This window comes from Pseudoduganella lutea (genome assembly GCF_004209755.1).
In the GTDB taxonomy this organism is placed as follows: domain Bacteria; phylum Pseudomonadota; class Gammaproteobacteria; order Burkholderiales; family Burkholderiaceae_D; genus Rugamonas; species Rugamonas lutea.
On record NZ_CP035913.1, the window covers coordinates 7206824 to 7226027 of the forward strand.

At 66.3% G+C, this 19204-nt stretch carries 12 protein-coding genes and 2 pseudogenes; 10 read left to right on the forward strand and 4 right to left on the reverse strand.

The window, feature by feature from the left end; translation table 11 throughout:
* Positions 1–3 precede the first annotated feature (3 nt).
* The gene (locus EWM63_RS30400; protein WP_130189857.1) at positions 4–522 is read right to left on the reverse strand and encodes a M23 family metallopeptidase; all 519 of its coding nucleotides are present in this window, start codon (positions 520–522) and stop codon (positions 4–6) included.
* A 178-nt stretch (positions 523–700) separates the two neighbouring features.
* Here EWM63_RS30400 and EWM63_RS32745 point away from each other — a divergent pair.
* Positions 701–775 (forward strand): annotated as a pseudogene (locus tag EWM63_RS32745) (type II secretion system protein); the annotation flags it as partial.
* A gap of 459 nt (positions 776–1234) precedes the next feature.
* Here the strand turns inward: EWM63_RS32745 and EWM63_RS30410 are convergent.
* Positions 1235–2032, reverse strand: a complete 798-nt coding sequence (locus tag EWM63_RS30410) for an FRG domain-containing protein (RefSeq protein ID WP_130189858.1) — start codon at positions 2030–2032, stop codon at positions 1235–1237.
* A gap of 187 nt (positions 2033–2219) precedes the next feature.
* Between EWM63_RS30410 and EWM63_RS30415 the strand changes: the two genes are divergently transcribed.
* The 9 genes and pseudogenes from EWM63_RS30415 to EWM63_RS30455 all read left to right on the forward strand — a co-directional run bounded on the left by EWM63_RS30415 (position 2220) and on the right by EWM63_RS30455 (position 15712).
* Positions 2220–3761 (forward strand): MBOAT family O-acyltransferase, encoded by a 1542-nt coding sequence (locus EWM63_RS30415; protein ID WP_130189859.1) that lies wholly within the window; start codon positions 2220–2222, stop codon positions 3759–3761.
* Between the two features lie 24 nt (positions 3762–3785).
* Positions 3786–5108 (forward strand): hypothetical protein, encoded by a 1323-nt coding sequence (locus EWM63_RS30420; protein WP_130189860.1) that lies wholly within the window; start codon positions 3786–3788, stop codon positions 5106–5108.
* A gap of 304 nt (positions 5109–5412) precedes the next feature.
* Complete coding sequence (locus EWM63_RS30425; protein WP_130189861.1) at positions 5413–5886, forward strand: FxsA family protein; 474 nt, start codon at positions 5413–5415, stop codon at positions 5884–5886.
* Positions 5887–6613: 727 nt separating this feature from the next.
* Positions 6614–7273 (forward strand): PEP-CTERM sorting domain-containing protein, encoded by a 660-nt coding sequence (locus tag EWM63_RS30430; RefSeq protein ID WP_130190700.1) that lies wholly within the window; start codon positions 6614–6616, stop codon positions 7271–7273.
* 502 nt (positions 7274–7775) lie between these two features.
* A complete protein-coding gene (locus EWM63_RS30435) occupies positions 7776–10709 on the forward strand; it encodes a TonB-dependent receptor (protein WP_207221195.1) in 2934 nt (977 codons plus the stop codon).
* Positions 10710–10741: 32 nt separating this feature from the next.
* Entirely contained in the window at positions 10742–12340 is a 1599-nt protein-coding gene (locus EWM63_RS30440; RefSeq protein WP_207221196.1) for a family 43 glycosylhydrolase, read from the forward strand.
* 1446 nt (positions 12341–13786) lie between these two features.
* Positions 13787–14584 carry a S8 family serine peptidase gene (locus EWM63_RS32750; protein ID WP_229487603.1) on the forward strand — a complete coding sequence of 266 codons (798 nt, stop codon included), beginning with the start codon at positions 13787–13789 and terminating at the stop codon, positions 14582–14584.
* Position 14585: 1 nt separating this feature from the next.
* Positions 14586–14885: pseudogene (locus tag EWM63_RS33160) on the forward strand (MBL fold metallo-hydrolase); the annotation flags it as partial.
* 185 nt (positions 14886–15070) lie between these two features.
* Positions 15071–15712 (forward strand): ComEC/Rec2 family competence protein, encoded by a 642-nt coding sequence (locus tag EWM63_RS30455; RefSeq protein ID WP_229487605.1) that lies wholly within the window; start codon positions 15071–15073, stop codon positions 15710–15712.
* Between the two features lie 24 nt (positions 15713–15736).
* Here EWM63_RS30455 and EWM63_RS30460 read toward each other — a convergent pair whose 3' ends face one another.
* Positions 15737–17959 carry a family 1 glycosylhydrolase gene (locus EWM63_RS30460; protein ID WP_130189865.1) on the reverse strand — a complete coding sequence of 741 codons (2223 nt, stop codon included), beginning with the start codon at positions 17957–17959 and terminating at the stop codon, positions 15737–15739.
* Between the two features lie 332 nt (positions 17960–18291).
* Positions 18292–19101, reverse strand: coding sequence for a cyclase family protein (locus EWM63_RS30465; protein ID WP_130189866.1), 810 nt, complete (start codon positions 19099–19101; stop codon positions 18292–18294).
* Between the last annotated feature and the right edge of the window lie 103 nt (positions 19102–19204).

Consider the following 19204-nt stretch of genomic DNA (forward strand, 5'->3'; position numbering starts at 1 on the left):
TGATCACTCGCACCGCAGCAGCGGAAACGGATTGATCGCGCCGTCGATGTCATACACGCCGTAATGCAGGTGGGGCGGCGTGACTTTCGCGTTGCCGGAGTTGCCGACATAGCCCAGCACCCGGCCAGCGCCGATTCGCATGCCCGTCTCCACATCCGAGTAACCGTCGAGGTGCGCATAGTAATGGCGCTGCCCTCCCGGCCCGAGCACCCACACCACCAGGCCGCCGAGGCGATTGGTGCCGACCTGCGTGACGATGCCCTCGGTGGTTGACAGCACGGGCGTGCCACGCCTGGCGAAGATATCGATGCCTTCGTGCCGGCGGCCGTCGCCGCGTGCGCTATTCCACGTGTCGCGCAACGCACGCACAGGCACGCCCTCCACGGGCACCGGCAGCGCCTGTGGCCTGGGCATCGCCATGAGGCGCATCGGGTACAGCGCCCGCTCGATGGCCGGCTCCAGGAAGTGATACCCCGCCATGAGGAGCACGGCAACGACAAGGATTTTTACAACGGTCCGCATGGTTGTTCCGTCAGGTCAGGATATCGGACAGATGGGGACACGCCCGTGCATTCCCAGCCTCGATGCAACGGCCGAAAAATCTGGCGCACATCGCATCTCCGGTAAGATTTACCGACCAGTATCGGTTGAATTCTCGCACGGCAACTTCGCGTTCCTGTCCTTGAATGGGGAGATCAACATGGACATATCGCCGTCTCATGCGTCGGTGCGCCCGGGTGGATTCACCTTGCTCGAGCTGATTGTCGTCATCGTCATCCTGGGCGTCGTGGCCGCCGCGGCATTGCCCAAGTTCGCTGCTGTCACCAGCGATGCCCGCAAGGCGGCCCTCGGCGCAGCGCGCGGCTCGCTTGAAGCGGTCAAGACCATGTACCACGGGCAGGCGCTGCTGGGCAGTACCGCCGTGCCCCATGTCGACGCGCAGCGCGCCAGCGTGGTCATGGTCAACGGGTATCCGGCCGCCGCCGCCAGCACCGCCGCCGCGGCCGGCCTGACCACCGCCGAGTGGGCCATCTCGGTCAATGGCCGGGATCTGGTCGTCTCGCCGAAACGCGCCCCGGACGCGGCGACCTGCAAGGTGATCTATTCCGAGGCCATCGCCGACGGCGCCGCCATCACCCCGGCGAAACTCGTGACGGTGGATACCGGTTGCGGACCAGCGCCAGGCAGCGGCTTGCACGCCCATCCCGGTCGCCGCCACGATCCCTCGCGTGCATCAGGCATCCCCGCGCTCACCGCCGCCGGCCATGCCCGGCCACTCCATCTCCAGCTCCATGCCGATCGACTTCGCCAGCCCGTCCAGGTCGGGGAACAAGGTGGCGTTGGTGATGTTCATGCGGTACAGCGCCTTCATTGCCTCCTCGCGCATGCCGATCGGCAGCACGATCTTCTTGAGCAGCGTGCCGCTACCGGCGTAATGACGCAGGATTTCGTCGAGTGGCTTGTCGAGCATGCCCGGCACCACCAGCGTGCCGGATTGGGCCACGAGGCGGCGGTCCATCTCGGTCGGTTCGCCGGTCCAGATGATCGCGTTCGTGTTCGGCAGGAACAGCCGGGCGAAATTTCCGGACAGGCGCGGATCGATCGCATTGCGGTCCATCGCCGGCTGGCCGCGCGGGGCGGCGCTCCACAGCCGCGGGGTGTCCAGCGCATAGACCGCGGCATCCCGCGTGGCGCGCTCCAGCGCAAAGAAGGCCGCCACGAAGGGCGACTTGGTGAAGTCCAGCAGCCGTGTCGGCGCGCCGTGGTGCTGCATCAGCGCCAGGCAGCGTAGCGCATTGTCCAGCACCCCCGGCTTGTCGAGGTAATTATGGGCCTTGCGGCGGAAGATGCGGATCGCCCGTTCCTCGCGCAGCCGCCAACTGGCCTGGTCCGGCACGTAGGCTTCCAGGTAGCGCGACAGCGACGTCAGCAGCGGCCAGCCGGCATCCTGCTGGCCACGGAATGCCCAGCCATCCAGCGCCGAGGACAGGGCGACGAATTCGTTCCAGGTGGGGACGTGGATTGTTTCCATAAGCACTTTGTCAGTGGCGGTGCAGCGAGTTTACCGCAGCGGCGCGTTGCGCCGTCTCGCGCAGGCAACGGATCCGGTACCGCGATGAATCGAAAACCAATAAAAAAGCAATCTTAACCAGCAATCAATAAGTTGCCGAAGTTATAATTCCCCGGCGCGCCGCCCGCGTTTATCGAGGAAGAGACCGATGCTGTTCAACTCCCATGCATTCCTGTTCGGCTTCCTGCCCGTGGTGCTGCTGGCGTATTTCGCCGCCGCCCGGCGTGGCCGCGAATATGGCAACATGGTCCTGGCGCTTGCATCGCTGTTCTTCTACGCATGGTGGGATACGCGCTACCTGCCGCTGCTGCTCGCGTCGATCGCCGGCAACTATGCGTGCTCGCTCCAGATCCGCGCTGCGCAAGGCGTGGCACGCAAACGCTGGCTGGTGGCGGCGCTCGCCGGCAACCTGGCGCTGCTGGCCTGGTACAAATACGCGGGATTCTTTGCCGCCAGCGTGGCGCAGGCCACGGGCTGGAACGTGCCCGTGCTGCACATCGTGCTGCCGATCGGGATCTCGTTCTTCACTTTCACGCAGATCGCCTTCCTCGTCGACACCGCGCGCGGCCATGTCAGCGAAAGCCGCTTCCTGCACTATCTGCTGTTCGTCACCTACTTCCCGCACCTGATCGCGGGCCCGGTGCTGCACCACGGCGATATGATGCCGCAGTTCGCCGACGAGAAGAACCGCTGGCCGCGCGCGGAAAACTTCGCGGTGGGCGCGACGATCTTCTTCATTGGCCTAGGCAAGAAGGTGCTCATCGCCGACAACCTAGCGCCCTATGCGAACGTGCTGTTCGCCGGGCCGCAGGACGTGTCGCTACTGGTGGCCTGGGGCGGCGTGCTGGCCTACGCATTCCAGCTGTACTTTGATTTTTCCGGCTATTCGGACATGGCGATCGGCCTGTCGCGACTGTTCGGCGTGCAGCTGCCGCTGAACTTCGCGTCGCCGTACAAGGCCACGTCGATCATGGAATTCTGGCGCCGCTGGCACATGACGCTGTCGCGCTTCCTGCGCGACTACCTGTACATCCCGCTGGGCGGCAACCGCAGGGGGCCGGCGCGCCGCTCGGCCAACCTGATGGCCACGATGCTGCTCGGTGGCCTGTGGCATGGCGCCGGCTGGAACTTCGTCATCTGGGGCGGCCTGCATGGCCTGTACCTCGTGATCGGCCAGGCCTGGCGCGGTGTCGCACAGCGCATGGGCTGGCACGGCGGCCGTGCTGGCGCCCTCGCCGGCTGGGCGTTGACATTTTCCGCCGTCTGCGTGGCCTGGGTATTCTTCCGCGCGCCGGACCTGCAGACGGCTCTGGCCATCCTGTCCGGCATGCTGGGTGGGCATGGCGTGCAGTTGCCGGCCACTCTCGGCGCGCATTTCGGCGGCCTGAAAGCGGCGCTGGACACCATCGGCATCGGCTGGTACCAGGGCGGTACCGCGCGCTTCATCGAAACCTGGGCCTGGGTCGTGGCGGCCGGCGCCATTGCATTCACGATGCCGAACACGCAGCAGATCATGCACCGCTTCGCGCCCGCGCTCGACGCCTTCGATGCCACGGCAGATCGTCCTCGGCTGGCAATGCGGCTGGCATGGCAACCGGCCCGGCGCCATGCCATGCTGGTCGGCGCGCTTGCCGTGCTGGGCGTGCTGTCGCTGAACCGGCCCACCGATTTCCTGTATTTCCAGTTCTGACACGGATTGCGCATGAATGCCCCCATGAACTCCCCCCGGCGCTCTTCCCTGCATTCGGCAACGACCACCGGCGGGTGCGCGCATCGCCATTATCTGCGCTGGATGCTGGGCACGCTCGCTGGTGCCAGTGTCGCGGTGGCCGGGTTCGTGATGCTCGTCGATCCCTATGGCCTGTATGCGCTGGCCGACATTCCGGGCTTTAACCGCATCAAGCCGCCGGTGGAACGCTATCGCAACGAGATCCGCCTGGCCAGGGCCGACCGCTTCCAGCCCGCCATCGTCATCGCCGGCAATTCGCGCATGGAAGTGGGCATCGACCCCGAAGGACCTCACCTCGCCGGCAGGTATGCCTTCAATCTCGCGCTGGCCGGCACCAGCGCGGAGAAGGCGATCGGCCAGTTGCGCCACCTGGCCGTGCGCGGCCATCCGCCACGACGCGTGATCGCCGGCATGGAATTCGTCGATGCGCTGACGGCCCGCCCCGTTCCTGCCGCCGCACCGGTACCGGCGCCGCCGGCCGAACCGGCCGGATGGCGCGCACACGCCTGGCGCGCGGACACGCTGTACTCGTTCGCATCGCTCAAGGATGCCATCGTTACCGTGGCGATCCAGCGCCAGCCCCAGGCTGCGATGGCGACGATGCGCGGCTTCAATCCGCTACTGCAGTATCACCAGGCGGCAGCCACGGAAGGCTATGCCGCGCTGTTCAGCCAGCGCGCCGCCGAGAACACGCGCAAGCTTGCCGCCACGGCCGAGGGCGGCCTCCACGCGCCGGCCGTGCACGCGCAAGTCGCGGCACTGATCGATGCCGCCGCCCAGGCCGATCCCGGCGTAGCGATCGACCTCGTCATCTACCCGTACCACGCGCAGCTGATGGCCCTGTTCGAAGGGGCGAAACTGTGGCCCCGCTTTGAGGCTTGGAAGGAAATCCTCGTCGACGAAGCGGCCGCCGGCCGCCGGCGCCATCCCGGCGCCCGCATCGCCGTCCATGACTTCTCCGGCTACGGTGCGATCCAGTGCGAGGCGATTCCCGCGCCGGGCAGCGCGGCGGGCACCCGGTGGTACTGGGAAGCGGGCCACTTCAAGCCCGCTCTCGGCGACATCGTCATGGCCCGGGTGCTGGGCGCGGCGGACGATCGCCTGCCGGCGGGATTCGGCTTCCCGCTCGACCGGAGCACGCTGGGCGCGAACCGCGAGCGCATTGCCGCCGAACGGGCCGGCTGCATGGCGCGGCAGGCCGACGTGTTCGATGCCGTCGCGCGCGACGTGCAGCGCGAACTGGCCCGTCGCGCAATCCAGGCGCCCGCCGACCGCCACGCCGGGCTCGGTCCTGCGCTGCTGGAATAGGCATGGCGATGCTTGCCTGGAGTGCGCATCGCCCAGTGACGCGGGATCTGCACAAACGCCATTGTGGTGGGTATTCAGCGTTGCCCCTCACCGGGCCGCCGCCATGGCGGCATCTGGCCGTCCGGCCAGCCGCTCGCGGCGCGCGATCGGTCCTTGCGATCCAGTCGCGGGAATCCCAGGTGAGGCCGCGGCTTCGCACCGCGCTTGCGGTACTTTCCGAGCGGCGCTGGCGCCCCGGAGTGCTGTAATATTTGCGATCGCGTTCCCACGCCCACTTTGCAGGAGCACTCAAATCCTACGTTTCTTGATCAACGCGGTACTACGCACACCAAAGCTCACGCTCGCTGTCGTGTTATCAGTCCTGGTTGCGCTGGCCGGCACGCTGACCTACACCGGTTACCTGGTCATCGGGGTATTGGCCGAATATCTCGGCACGGGTCGGTTCATGGCGGGATTGCTGCTCGGGATCCTGTTTGCACGCTTCCCCAGGATAAGCAAAGGCAAACTGCGCGTCGTCGGCCTGTTACCGAAACCGGTTCGCCGCCCCATCATTGTGAGCTTGCTGGCGCTCTGCTCCCTGCACTTCCTGTCGCGGGGCGAAGCCGTGCCCGCGTTCTTTACAGGTTTCGCATTGGCTTTCCTGCTCGGATTTCCCTGGTTGAGGCGGGCCATTTTCGATCGGCTTTTAGGGTCCGTCTTCCCGTTCGGTGGTCGTCAACAGGCCGAACGCGCGGACGACAAGGTGATCGACGGGGAGTTCAGGGAAAAGAAGGATTGATCGCGAAAACAAAGGCACTGCAGTTGAAAAATCTCGCTCCAAGCGAGCCTGGCTTCCAGTATTCGATGTCGCGCATGGACTCGCATCCATACCATGCAGGACACCCACGACCTTCGAATGCCAATAACGGAAATGTTTGACACCACATGCCAGCAAAGTGGATTGACCGTAGCGGATTTCCACTCACGCACACGGCAGCGGAAATGACCGCCTGCGGCCTTGGCCACCTGCCGCAACCGTTCATTGTACGCTGCTGCTTTTGTGTGGAAAAACAACTGTATTGCCAGACATTCCCTCGCGCGAATCCACGGGCTCTGCCGCACTTCCTGAATAAACAATATTCGATAACAGGACCATGGCAACGCCCGATAAACCTCCAACTTTTCGAGAGAACGGCTGAGCTTCCCCGGGCACGGCCAATTACTTCCTTCCTGGCCAGCAATTAAATAAACAAATAAAGATATTACTTTGCCGAACCGAACTCAACAATATTAGTATTTTCATGCGTGCAGGTAACGCGATACGCAGCATGGGATTTCGCGGACGGACGGCGCCTCTACATTAAACTACCGAATAACCCGCACGATTGAAACGTATTCTTTTTAATATTCTTCTAATTTTTTATTGCAGAGACAAGTCAACAACATTTATATTGGTATCACTTCAGTACTGAAGTGACCGAACGAAGTCTTCCTCAACCAAAAGTGAATGGAGTCTCATCGTGCAAATGCTGTCCCTCTCTGTCAAAACCGCCCTCGCCTCCGCCGCACTGCTCGCCGCTACCGCCGCCCATGCCGAACTCATTACGTTCACGTCCGAAGCCGCCTACCTGGCAGCCGTCGGCACGACGGGCGTGGATAATTTTGATGACCTCGACATCGAGCCCTATGACGGCCCCCTCATCCGCGAAGCGGGTAGCTACGGCTACACGGCCGAAGTCGGCCCAAGCACTCCGATCTTCTTCGGCGCCGGTGATGACGGCAGCGACTGGTGGCTGAGTTCCAACAGCCGCCAGGACACCATCACGTTCAGCGATTTCACCGGCGGCAGTATCGCCGGCGCCGGCGGCTACTTCTTCGGCTCCGATATCGAGGGCTTCTCCACATCCGCCGGTTCGATCACGATCTCCGCCACGGACAGCACGGGTGCCACGCTCACGTACACGATCGACACACCCGGGGTAAGCTCCTTCGTGGGCTTCGTGTCGACGGCGGAGATTACTTCGCTGTCGTTCAGCGTCGGCAACCAGCCGGGCGTATGGCCAACGGTGAACGACCTGCACCTGTCGGTATCGGCCGTGCCGGAACCGGCAACTTACGGCATGATGCTGGCCGGCCTGGGCCTGCTGGGCTTTGCCGCGCGACGCAAGGCGCACAAGGCCGCGTAAGCGCGCCAACGGGATATCGGGCGGCCTGCGGGCCGCCTTTTTCATGGGCGCTGCCAGCCGACGCCATGGGTGGACATTCGCCGTCAGCACCGTCTCGACAAATGGCGGCGATCATACCCTGCCGTCCGGCACGGTCCTCGTACAGCCAATATCGCCGAAAGCTCCCCATTTCGACAGACAACATCGTTCCGCTGCCTGCAAATTGCCTCATCCGGCCTGACCACTTGTTGCAAAAAGACGTCACTGGTCTGACAGAATCACATCCGGCCCGACCAAATCCGCGATTCTACGACAGCCTGCCAATGCAATAACCAAGCGAATTGCCGTCAAGTTGAGCGAAGTTAGCGCATATGCGCAACAAGGTTATCGTTTTCCGTTGAAACCATACGTTTTTATTATTTGTATAAGCAAACGAGCTCCGCAATGATGGATCCCGCGCGCACCTCCGCATGGTGCGCTCCCAAGGCGTGAGAGATCCGAAACAAATAGACAGGAGACTTGGATGCACAGCAGCAGAACCGCATTGAAAATGACCGCGATCGCCTCGGCCGTGCTGGCCCTGGGCCAGGCAGCCACCGCGCAGGCACAGGAAGCCCCGCAAGCCCAGGCGCAGGGTGCACAGGAAACGCAGACCGTCGTCGTGACGGGCCTGCGCGCGTCGCTGGAAAGCGCGCTCAATGCCAAGCGCACCGAGAACAGCATCGTCGACGTCGTGAAAGCCGAGGATATCGGCAAGTTCCCGGACACGAACCTGGCCGAATCGCTGCAGCGCGTGCCCGGCGTGGCGATCGACCGCGATGCCGGCGAAGGCCGCAGCATCACCGTGCGCGGCCTCGGCCAGGATTTCACGCGCGTGCGCATCAATGGCATCGAAGCGCTGGCCACCACGGGCGGCAGCGACAACAGCGGCGGCACCAACCGCGGCCGCGGCTTCGACTTCAACGTCTTCGCGTCGGAACTGTTTTCCTCGCTGACGGTGCGCAAGAGCTCTTCCGCCGAGGTGGAGGAAGGCTCGCTGGGCGCCACCGTCGACCTGCAGACGATGCGCCCGTTCGACCTGTCCAAGCGGGGCTTCAACGCCACCGCGATGCTCAAGGGCCGCTACAACGACCTGTCCGAGAAGTCCGACCCGCGCGGCGCGTTCATGTTCTCGGATACGTTCAACAACAACACGATGGGCTACCTGGTCTCCGTCGCCTGGGGCAAGCGCAACCTGTACGAGGATGGCTTCTCCACCGGACGCTGGGACAACGGCCCGTCGGTGGGCGGCTGGTGCGCGCCGATGGGCGTGGGCACGTCGACGTCGCCGAACTGCGGCACGACCGCACCGGGCTTCCCCACTTCGCAGCGCCTGCCCGGCACGCCGGAGAACATCGCCGCGTACAACGCCGCCAGCAGCGCCGCCAACTATCACCCGCGCTTCCCGCGCTACGGCCGCATGGTGCACGAACAGGAACGCCTGGGCGTGACCGGCTCGTTCGAATGGAAACCGCAGCGCGGCACCCGCCTGTCGCTGGACCTGCTGTATGCCGACCTCGATGCCACCCGCGAAGAAAACTACATCGAGGGCTTCTCGTTCTCGCGCAACCTGAGCTCCGGCGGCAAGCCGCAGACCTCCGTCGTCGACGTGCAGTACGACGCGCTGGGCCGCATGACCTACGGTGTCTTCAATGGCGTGGATATCCGCTCCGAGTCGCGCTACGACGAGATGCAGACCAAGTTCTTCCAGCCCACGCTGAACCTGTCGCACCAGATCAACGAGGACCTGCGCCTGACCGCGGCGCTGGGTCACGCGAAATCGAAATTCGAGAACCCGATCCAGACCACCGTCACGCTCGACGCGCCGAACGTGAACGGCTACACGGTCGACTTCCGGAACGGCCGCCTGCCGGTCATCACCTACCCGTTCGACGTCACGAAGGCCGGCGTGCTGGGCATCTACGGCGTGGCGAACGGCGCGACCACGGCGGCCAATGCGCTGCCGAGCGAGATCCGCATCCGCCCGGCGGGCACGGACAACACCAACGACGTGTTCAGCACCGACCTCGCCTGGCGTGCCTCGGACACGTGGACGTTCAAGGGCGGCGTGAACCTGAAGCGCTACAAGTTCAACACATGGGAATCCCGCCGCGCCAACACGGCCGAATCCATCTACAGCCTGCCCGCAGGTACCGACCTCGCAGGCCTGACGACGACGCTGTCGGGCTTCGGCCCCGGCCAGGATATGCCGGCTGGCAACGCGACCAGCTGGGTCATGCCGAATATCCAGGCCATCACGGCGGCCTACGATGCCTACTGCAACTGCCTGAAATCCGGCCCGGCCGGCGGCCCGGGCGACTTCACGCTGACCTCGCTGTCCAACACGAGCGCACGCGGCAACAACCGGGCGATCACCGAGCGCGACAACGGCGTGTACCTGCAGGGCGATTTCGACACCGAACTGTGGGGCTACGGCGTGCGCGGCAATATCGGCGGCCGCTACGTGAAGACCAAGCTGACCGCGACCGGCTATGTGGCCGCCGGCGGCGGCACCCCGGTCACGGTGGAAAACGAGTACAACGACTTCCTGCCGTCCTTTAATCTGGCCACCAACGTGACGCCGGAATTCCTGGTGCGCCTGGCCGCTGCCAAGGTCATGTCGCGCCCGCCGCTGGGCAACCTGAACCCGGGCGGCACCGTCAGCACCGTGGGTGCGCTGGGCATCTCGTCGGGCAACCCGCTGCTCGAACCGTTCCGCGCCAAGACCTTCGATGCCTCGTTCGAGTACTACTTCCAGAACAAGGCCTTCGTCGGCCTGGGCCTGTTCCAGAAGAACATCGCCAGCTACGTGCAGGGCGTGCGCGAATCGATGCCGTACAACCAGACCGGCCTGCCGCTGTCCTTGCTGCCGGCGAATTTCACGGGCACCGAATCGTTCGACGTGACGAGCTTCCGCAACACCCCGGGCGGCAAGCTGCGCGGCTTCGAGCTGAATTACCAGCAGCCGTTCACGTTCCTGCCGGCGTGGGGCCGCAACTTCGGCCTGATCGCCAACTACACGAAGGTGTCGTCGAAGATCGACTACATCATCTCGGCCACCACCGCCAACAGCGGCACCGTGCGCAACGAGCTGGTGAACCTGTCGCCGAAATCGTGGAACACCACGCTGTACTACGATGACGGCAGGTTCAGCGCCCGCCTGACCGGCGCCTACCGTTCGGCCTACCTGCAGACCGTGCCGGCGCAGAACAACAACGACGTGGCGGGCAAGAACGAAACGACGAACGTCGACCTGTCGCTGTCGTACAAGCTCAATGACAAGGTCGAATTCACGTTCGAAGGCGTCAACCTCACGAACGAGTCGAGCGACCAGTATGTGGGCAGCGTGCGCAACAGCGTGAACGTGCTGAACGTGACGGGCCGCGAGTACCTGCTCGGCGTGCGCTACAAGTTCTGAACGGGCCCACGATGGTTACGCGACGCGATGCAATGAAGTCCGCGGGCCTCGGCTCGCTGCTGCTGGGAGCCGGTGCGCCGGCCTCCGCGGCAGCGGCCGCTGCCTGCACCACGGGCGCGCCCCCGGCGTGGGGCACCGGCTTCGAAGGCCAGCGCAAGCCCGATCTGGGCAACGGCACTTTCCTGAACCCGGTCGTGGCGGGCGACCGCCCCGACCCGTCGATCCTGAAAGATGGCGACGACTACTACATGACGTTTTCCACCTTCGATGCCTATCCCGGTCTCGTGATCTGGCATTCGAAGGACCTCGTCAACTGGCGGCCGGTGACGGCCACGCTGCACCGGAACATCGGTTCCGTGTGGGCGCCGGAACTGTGCAAGCACAAAGGCCGCTACTACCTGTACATCCCCACCAAGAAGACGGCGGTGCCGGGCTCGAAGACCACGTCGTGGGTGATCTGGGCGGACAAGGTCGAAGGGCCGTGGTCCGACCCCATCGACCTGGACCTGCCGCGCCACATCGACCCGGGCCACGCCGTGGGCGAGGATGGTTCGCGCTGGCTGTTCCTGTCCGGCGTGGACCGGGTGCGGCTGGCCGACGATGGCCTGTCCACGGTGGGAAAGCCGGAAAAGGTGTACGAGCCGTGGCGCTACCCGGACGACTGGGAAGTCGAAGCATTCTCGCCGGAAGGCCCGAAGGTGCTGCGCCACAATGGCTACTACTACCTGATCCTGGCGGTGGGCGGCACGTCCGGCCCGCCGACGGGCCACATGGTCATCGCCGCCCGCTCGAAGTCGATCAACGGCCCGTGGGAACACCACCCGCGCAACCCGCTGGTGCGCACGACCGACGTGGCCGAGAAATGGTGGTCGCGCGGCCATGCCACGCTCGTGCAGGGCCCCGCCGGCGACTGGTGGAGCGTCTACCACGGCTATGAAAACGGCTACTGGACGCTGGGCCGGCAATGCCTGCTGGCGCCGGTCACCTGGTCGGCCGACGGCTGGTTCGACTTCGGCGGCGGCGACCTGTCGCAGCCGATCCGCAAGCCTGCCAAGGGGAATGCACAGGGCGCACACGGCATGCCGCTGTCGGACGACTTTTCCACCGACAAGTACGGCATCCAGTGGAACTTCTTCAATCCCGCGCCGGACGAGGCGAAGCGGCTGGCTCGGCGCGACGGCACGCTGCACCTGAAGGCCAGCGGCAAGATGCCCTCGGATTCTTCCCCGCTCGTGTTCGTGGTGCCGGACCAGGACTACGAAGTGGAATGCGAGATCGAGGTGGACCCCGGCACGCGTGCCGGCCTGCTGCTGTTCTATGACCACAAGCTGTACTGCGGCATGGGTTTCGAGGAAAAGAACCTCGTGCTGCACCGCTACGGCACCGAGCACGGCCAGCCGGCCAACCCGTTCGGCAAGCGCCTGTTCCTGCGCATCCGCAACCGCAAACACGTGGTCAGCATCCACCTGTCGGGCGACGGCAAGACGTGGACGCGCGGCCCGCGTGGCTACGAAGTCTCCGGCTACCACCACAACGTGCGCGGCGGGTTCATGTCGCTGAAGCCGGCGCTGTACGCGGCCGGTGCGGGCGAAGCCCGTTTCCGCAACTTCCGGTATCGCGCCTTCGGCTGAGCAGGGCAAATTACCGCGGCGTTACCCCAGCGCTACTGCTGCGTTGCTGCCGCTGCACATTGCCGGCCCCTCATACGGGCCCGGCTTTTATTTGTTTACTCTTCGTGGTCATCCATGACTACAATGTTGGTACTCCCCTCCCCCTGAAATGCCCATCCGCGCCGTGGAGGTGCCCATGCAGGCCGACCCGCTGCTTCCGCCAACCCCGCTGACCCCGCTCGCGCGCGATCTCGCGTACATGCTCGTCTATGCAGGCTGCGAGCCCGAGCCGGGGCGCTTCACGAGCGACCTGCCGATCGGTGCGGACGTGTGGCTGCACTATGCGGCCGAGCTGCGCTTCGATGGCGCCGCGTCGCTGCTGCTCACGCCGCACAGCGACGTCGACCCGGCCGCCTTGCGCCAGGCGATTGCGCGCTGCCACCGGGACCTGCGGCCAGACGACGCGCCGCCCGCCATCGCGTCGAATGAATCCCACCTGCTGGCGCGGCTCGACTTTCTCTCGCTGCTGCGCCTCCTGCCGCTCACGGCATGGTGGCGGCGCGGCGTTGGCCGGGTGGCGCAAGGTGGCATGGCAAGCGACATGGTGAGCGACACGCCGGGCACCGTGCTGCGCGCCGACCGCACGGCGCAGGAACTAGGCCGGCAGGTGCTGGAGCACCTGCAATCGATCGACACCATCAGCCGCTTCAAGAACGTGGGCAGGCTGGTGGTGGACGCCGTGCACGGCCCGGGCGGCGATGCCGGACACGCCGCGCTGGTCCGGCTCGTCAACGTGGCGGCGCTGTACGTGGGCCTCGGCCTGCTGGGCGTGACGCGCGACAGTATCGGCGAAGCGGCCCTGCAATCGCGCATCCGCACGGCCAGCCGCGCGGTGCTGCGGGTGCTGGCCGCTTGCTGCGATGGCGCCCGCGGGGCGCTGCCGGCCGGCGTGCCGCCGCTATGGCACATCGCCCGCAACCGACCGGCCCGGCATGCGATCGTCAAGAGCCGGGGCACGGTGAAAGCCGATGCCGCAGGCCGCGTCTTCGACACGGGCGGGCGCGGCGTACGCTGGGCCATCGTCGATTCGGGCATCGATGCGCGCCATCCCGCGTTTGCCGGCGATGGCTCGCCGGGCGACGCTTTGGCCAAGGATTCGGCTAACGATTCGGCCGAGGATTCGGCAAATGATCCGGCCAACGAGCAGCGCGACCCGCGCCGCTCGCGCATCGTGCGCACCCTTGACTTCACGCGCCTGGCCGACCTCACCGCGGGCACGCTGCCGAAAGCGGCCATGGCCCGCCTGGCCAGGCAGCCTGGGGGCGAGGCACTGCTCGACCGTGCTGCCCGCCTCGGTCGCGACCTTGCCGCCGGCCGGATGCTGGACTGGTCGCTGCTCGAACCGCTGCTCGCGCTGCCCCATGCGCCGGACGGCTACGAGCCCCCGTCGACAGCCACGGCACCCACGTGGCCGGCATCCTTGGCGCCGGCTGGCATGGCCAGCGCTACCTGGAGCGCGGCCTGCCCCTGCCCGCCGAGCTGGCGGACAGCACCGACCTGCTGGGCGTGTGCCCGGCGATCGAGCTGCTCGACCTGCGCGTGTTCGACACCGACGGCAATGCCGACGAATTCACGATCCTGGCCGCGCTGCAGTATGTGCGCTACCTGAACGGCAGCCGCGACCGGCAATTCGTGCACGGCGTGAACATCAGCCTGTCGCTGCACCATTCGGTGCGCAGTTATGGCTGCGGCAGCACCCCGGTATGCCTGGAGTGCAACCGGCTGGTCGGCAGCGGCGTGGTGGTGGTGGCCGCCGCGGGCAATTTCGGTTTCGACGACGCCTATGCCCGCACCAGCCTGGGTGGCGCCTACCGCGGACAGAGCCTGACGGATCCGGGCAACGCGCAGGCCGTGATCACCGTCGGCGCCACGCACCGCGCCGATCCCCACGTGTACGGCGTCTCGTATTTTTCCAGCCGCGGTCCCACGGGCGACGGCCGCGCCAAGCCCGATCTCGTGGCGCCCGGCGAAAAGATCACGTCCACGGCGCCAGATGGAACGACGGCGACGATGGACGGCACGAGCATGGCGGCGCCGCACGTGTCGGGCGTGGCGGCACTGCTGCTGGCCCGGCACCCGGAACTGATGGGCCATCCCGACCGCGTAAAAGACATCCTGCGCCGTTCGGCCACCGACCTGGGCCGCGAGCCGTCGTTCCAGGGCTGCGGCCTCGTCGACGCCTTGCGCGCCCTGCAGGCGGTATGAGATGGCGGCCATCTTTTCCCTCGAAGCGCTCGACGCGGCCGAAGGCGATGCGCTGATCCTGCACTATGGCAGCAGCGCCGCGCCCCGCCACCTGCTGATCGATGGCGGCCCGCGGGCCACGTGGCAGCGCGCGCTGCGCCCCCGGCTCGCGCAGATCGCGGAAAGGCTCGAACAATGGCCGCTCGAGCTGCGTCACATTCTCGTCTCGCACCTGGACAGCGACCATATCGGCGGCGTGCTCGCGCTGGCCGAAAGCCTCGGCGCGGAAGACTGCCCGGCCCAGTGCGACCGCTTCTGGCTCAACACCTTCGATGAAGCCCTGCTGGCGCACCTGCCGCAACCGGCAATGGCCGCGCTCGCCGCGCTCGATGGCGGCCCCCGTCCCGCCAGCCTGGGGCCGTCGAAGCAAGCGTCCGGCAGGGGCAGGACCTGCTGGCACAGATCGAGCGCCTGCGCGCCGCGTGCAATGGCGGCGCGACATCGCTGGTGGCGGACGGCGGCCCGGCGATGCTGCCGCTCGACCTGGGGGTGCTCGACGTGCAGCTCATTTGCCCGAACGTGGCGCACCTGCGCAAGCTGTCCATCGAGTGGGAGCGCAAGGCGGTCAAGGACGAAGCCGCCACCGCCGCCTACGTCGACCGGTCCGTGTTCAACCTGTCGAGCCTCGTGCTCGTGGTGACGGCGCGTGGATCGCACGGCCGGCGCGCCCGCATGCTGCTGACGGGCGACGCGCGCGGCGACCACGTGCTGGCCGGGCTCGAAGAGGCGGGCATGCTGGATGCGGAGGGCCGGGTCTTCTTCGACCTGCTGAAGGTGCCCCACCATGGCAGCGACCGCAACCTGGAACCGGCATTCTTCGAGCGGGTACAGGCACGGCACTACGTGATTTCGGCCGATGGGCGGCACGACAACCCGTCGGCCGACACGCTGGTGTGGATCGCCGCCGCGGCCCGCACACGCGGCTGGCGGCTGTGGCTGACGAACCGCAGCAATCCGCTGCGCCCCGCGCTGGCGGCCAACATCGCCGCCGCGCTGAAGGCCGCGCCGAAGCTGAAGACGCACCTGCGCATCCGCAAGGGCGGCGCGCCGGGCGTCATGGTGGACTTGCTGGCGAAGGTCGACTACTGAGGGCTGGCCAGGCTGGCCACTTTATTACCCGCGCCCTTGCCGCGGCACGCTGCGCCGTTCGACGGCGGCGGCCTGGCTGGCGGCGGCGAAGCGGGCCAGCGCATAGTCCAGCGCGGGCAGCAGCGCACCGCGCCGCGTTTCCAGCACGGGCGCGGCCTGCGCTTCATCGACATCGTGCTGCACCAGCATCGTTCCCAGCCCCAGCAGTGCGGCGGCCCGCGCCACCAGGTCCACCGCGAACACGCCGGCGTGGTTGCTCAGGTGCCAGATGCCCTGCTCGCCATCGACGGCCAGATCCAGGCACGCATCCACCAGGTCCGGCAGGTAGCTTGGCGCCAGCACCAGGTCTTGCGGCAGTGCCACGGGCCGCCCTTCGCGCAGCGATGCCAGGGCCTGGCCCAGCAGGCCCACGTCGCCATCGGCACTGAAGAACTGGCCGCTGCGTACGATCAGCGCGCGCGGATTGGCGCCCAGCACCCGGCGTTCGGCTTCAGCCTGGCACCGCCCGAAGGCATCGACCGGCGCGGGGGCGGCCGCTTCGTCGCGCGGGCCGTCGACGTCGGCCAGCACCGCGGTGCTGGAGAACACCAAGTACGGCAGGCCGTGCCGCGCAGCCGCCAGCGCCAGCACGAGGGCACCGGCCACGTGGGCACGGTATTGCTCTTCCGTCTCGCGCACTTCGGTCATGCCGGACGATGGCGGCCGGCTGCCCGCAGCGTTGACGATCGCCCATGGGCGGTGCTCGCGGATCATGCGCTCGACGGCCGCCGGATCCGTCGCATCCATCGTGTCTCGGCCCGCCAGCACGCAAGGCAGGTTGCGGGCCTTGCAACGGGCGGCAAACGCGCGGGCCAGCGCGCCGCTGGCGCCCGCCACCAGGATCGGTGGCATCGGCGCCCTGGCCTGCTGGCGTTCGGTCAGCGATGCCGTCACGGCGGGCGCCGCGACCGGCTGGCACAGGAACCTTCCCGGGCGGTGCCACCAGCCGGCCCCCCGCATCACTGGATGATCGGGCTCGCGGCCACTGGACAGGCGCCGCATCAGCTCGGCGACGGCGGTGGGCCGTGGCTCCTTGCCGCGCACGTCGAACGGCCCCGGCTCGTAGTAGCCATGGCAGGCGGTGACGAGGCAGTTCCAGTCGTAGGAGCCCAGCAAGGCCCAAACGGTCACGGCGCGGATATCGGCGCCGGCATCGCGCTGTTGCTGGGCGGCCTGCCAGATCTCGCGCAGCCAGCGCAGCTGGTCTTCGCGGTGCGCATCGATGTGCGCTTCGGTGATCGCCACCGGCAGCTTGTAGCGCTCCCACACCTCGCCCAGCAGCGGGCCGATGCCGCGCGTGGGGTTGGCAAGCACGCGCGCCGTTTCCATGTCGGCATGGCGCCGGCCCTTGTACTCGTGCACGTGACTGGCCGGGAACCGGTCCGCGCGGTGATCGAGCCAGCGCTCGCTGGTGATGTAGTAATTCACGCCGATGACGTCGGGCGGGCATGGATTGTTGCGGAACCACTGCAGTTCTTCCGGATCGGCACCCGATTGCAGCATGAAATCGTACAGCGCATGATCCGGCCCGACCATGCCGCACAGCAGGTCCCACGACAGCCAGCGGCGTTCGTTGAAGAAGTCCACCAGGTCGGCCATCTCGGGCGTGCCATAGGTGCGCGACAGGTCGTCGGTCTGCACCAGTTTCGCATCGGGATTGACTTCCCGGATCGCCCGCATGGCCAGCACGGTAGCGCGGCACTGGTTGATCAGTGCCCGCACGAAGGCTTCTTCGCTGCGCGCGTGCGGATACCACACGCCGGACAGCCCCGAGAACCGGGCGGTCGTCAGCGGTTCATTGACCGGCGTGTAGTACGTCAGCCAGGGATAGCGCCGCGCCACGGCGCCGGCATATTCGGCCAGCTTCTCCGGGAAGCATGGCGAGACGAGGCTCGTGTGCACCGGCCCGCTGCCATGGTGTACCAGGCCGGCGATCGGCTCCACGCCGAGGTCGCGAAGGCGCGGCAGGCGCGCATCCGACCAGGACCAGTCGGCGTGTTCCACCCCGTCCGGCGCGGTGCATTCCCACAGCACCGGATAACGTACGGCGCGGATGCCCAGCGACGCGAATCGGTCGATGTCGTCGATCCGCCCGCGGTGGCCATTGCGTTCCATCTGGCTGAAATACTGGTCCGACACGCGGTTGATCGTGCATTCGAGGCCGCCCCAGAGCTCAAGGGGGGCGGTGGTGTTCACGTCGTGACTCATGCTTTATCTCCAGTGTTGACCCGATCCCCAGCTTAAAACTGTACGGTACAGACCGGCGTGGGCGAAGGGGCAACAGCTTTGTCGGACAAAACCTCGTGGGGCGACGCGAACTGCTCCTATAAATGGTTGCCGAAAACTGCCGATTACAACTGGCGGACGTCTGCCGGTTGCAAGGCAAGTCGGCGAGCAATTGTTCTGCCCTGGACAGAGACGGAACCCGCTGTCCGGGAAATGTTGCTCAGAAAATGGGGTACGTCCCCATTTTCCAGGAAATATTGCTCAGAAAATGGGGTACGTCCGGATCGCCGGACCGCCCATTTTCCGGCAACGTTTCAGCGTGGCAGCGCCAGCAGCGCGTCGTCGACGATGGCAACGGCGCGCGTCCAGCCGGCGGAGCCGCGGCGCACCTTGTGGGGGAAGCAGCTGATGTAGAAGCCGTGCGCGGGCAGGGTTTCGAGGGCGTGGAGCTTTTCCAGGTGGCAGTAGCCGATGTCGCGCCCAGCCTTGTGGCCTTCCCAGATCAGCGCCTTGTTGCCCGTTTCCGCGATCTTCTGCGCCGTGTACGCGAAGGGCGCATCCCAGCTCCACGCATCGGTGCCGGTCAGGCGCACGCCCCGCTCCAGCAGGTACATCGTGGCCTCGTAGCCCATGCCGCAGCCGGCGGACACATAGTCATTGTGGCCGTAGCGGCTGCCCGCGCGCGTGTTGACGACCACGATGTCGAGCGGGCGCAGGTCGTGGCCGATGCGGTCCAGCTCCGCGGCCACGTCGGCGGCGGTGGCGACGTAGCCATCGGGGAAGTGACGGAAATCGAGCTTCACGCCGGGCTGGAAGCACCATTCGAGCGGCACTTCGTCGATCGTGATCGACGCCTTCTTTTCTCCCATCGCAGCGTCCATCGTCGAATGGAAGTGGTATGGCGCGTCGAGGTGGGTGCCGCTGTGCGTCGTCATCGTCACCCATTCGGCGGCGGCGGCTTCGCCGTCCGGGTAGTCGGCGGCCGTGGTGCCCGGGATCATCGCCATGAATTCATGCAGCGTGTCGGTGTGCTTCTGGTACGTGATCTTCGGCGCCAATGGCGGCGGATCGGACAGCACCTCGTTCTCGAGGTAGATGGAAAGGTCGATGAAACTTCGGGTCATGGCGGTCTCCGGCTTATTGTCAATGTTGATGTCGCGTGAAGCGTACTGCCCGGCGTGCCGGCCGCCAAATGGATTGTATCGATCACAGGTATCCACAAAACCG

Coding starts and splice junctions, on each gene's coding strand:
- EWM63_RS30400 (WP_130189857.1), bottom strand. CDS start 522: ATGCGGACCGTTGTAAAAATCCTTGTCGTTGCCGTGCTCCTCATGGCG.
- EWM63_RS30410 (WP_130189858.1), bottom strand. CDS start 2,032: ATGGAAACAATCCACGTCCCCACCTGGAACGAATTCGTCGCCCTGTCC.
- EWM63_RS30415 (WP_130189859.1), top strand. CDS start 2,220: ATGCTGTTCAACTCCCATGCATTCCTGTTCGGCTTCCTGCCCGTGGTG.
- EWM63_RS30420 (WP_130189860.1), top strand. CDS start 3,786: ATGAACTCCCCCCGGCGCTCTTCCCTGCATTCGGCAACGACCACCGGC.
- EWM63_RS30430 (WP_130190700.1), top strand. CDS start 6,614: ATGCTGTCCCTCTCTGTCAAAACCGCCCTCGCCTCCGCCGCACTGCTC.
- EWM63_RS30435 (WP_207221195.1), top strand. CDS start 7,776: ATGCACAGCAGCAGAACCGCATTGAAAATGACCGCGATCGCCTCGGCC.
- EWM63_RS30440 (WP_207221196.1), top strand. CDS start 10,742: ATGAAGTCCGCGGGCCTCGGCTCGCTGCTGCTGGGAGCCGGTGCGCCG.
- EWM63_RS30460 (WP_130189865.1), bottom strand. CDS start 17,959: ATGAGTCACGACGTGAACACCACCGCCCCCCTTGAGCTCTGGGGCGGC.
- EWM63_RS30465 (WP_130189866.1), bottom strand. CDS start 19,101: ATGACCCGAAGTTTCATCGACCTTTCCATCTACCTCGAGAACGAGGTG.